This window comes from Streptomyces sp. XM83C, from assembly GCF_023072675.1.
GTDB classification, from domain to species: domain Bacteria; phylum Actinomycetota; class Actinomycetes; order Streptomycetales; family Streptomycetaceae; genus Streptomyces; species Streptomyces thermocoprophilus.
Map to the genome: position 1 here is coordinate 1 of NZ_JALLGL010000710.1, position 248 is coordinate 248.

A 248-nucleotide genomic window follows, 5' to 3' on the forward strand; every position below is an offset into this window, starting at 1 on the left:
CTGCGGCCGTGATGGAGCAGGTGGGACCACCCGCTGGAACAGCTCCCACAACTCGTCCGGCACCATGCGCTCGACCATCACCACACGGTGCAGACTACCCAGCATTCCAAATGAGACGACCTCTTAGACCGTGTCCTATGTGGTGAGGCGTCGTTGAACCCGTCATGGGGCGGGGTACGTGGAGTTGGATTGTTCCGGACGGGTTGTGGGAGATCGCGAAACCGCTGATCCCGCCGTCGAAGGTGCGG

Annotated in this window: 1 pseudogene; it reads left to right on the plus strand. The window is 62.1% G+C overall.

Going from position 1 to position 248, the window contains the following annotated elements:
* Window positions 1-164: 164 nt before the first annotated feature.
* Window positions 165-248: pseudogene (locus MTQ10_RS31150) on the plus strand (IS5/IS1182 family transposase); the annotation flags it as partial.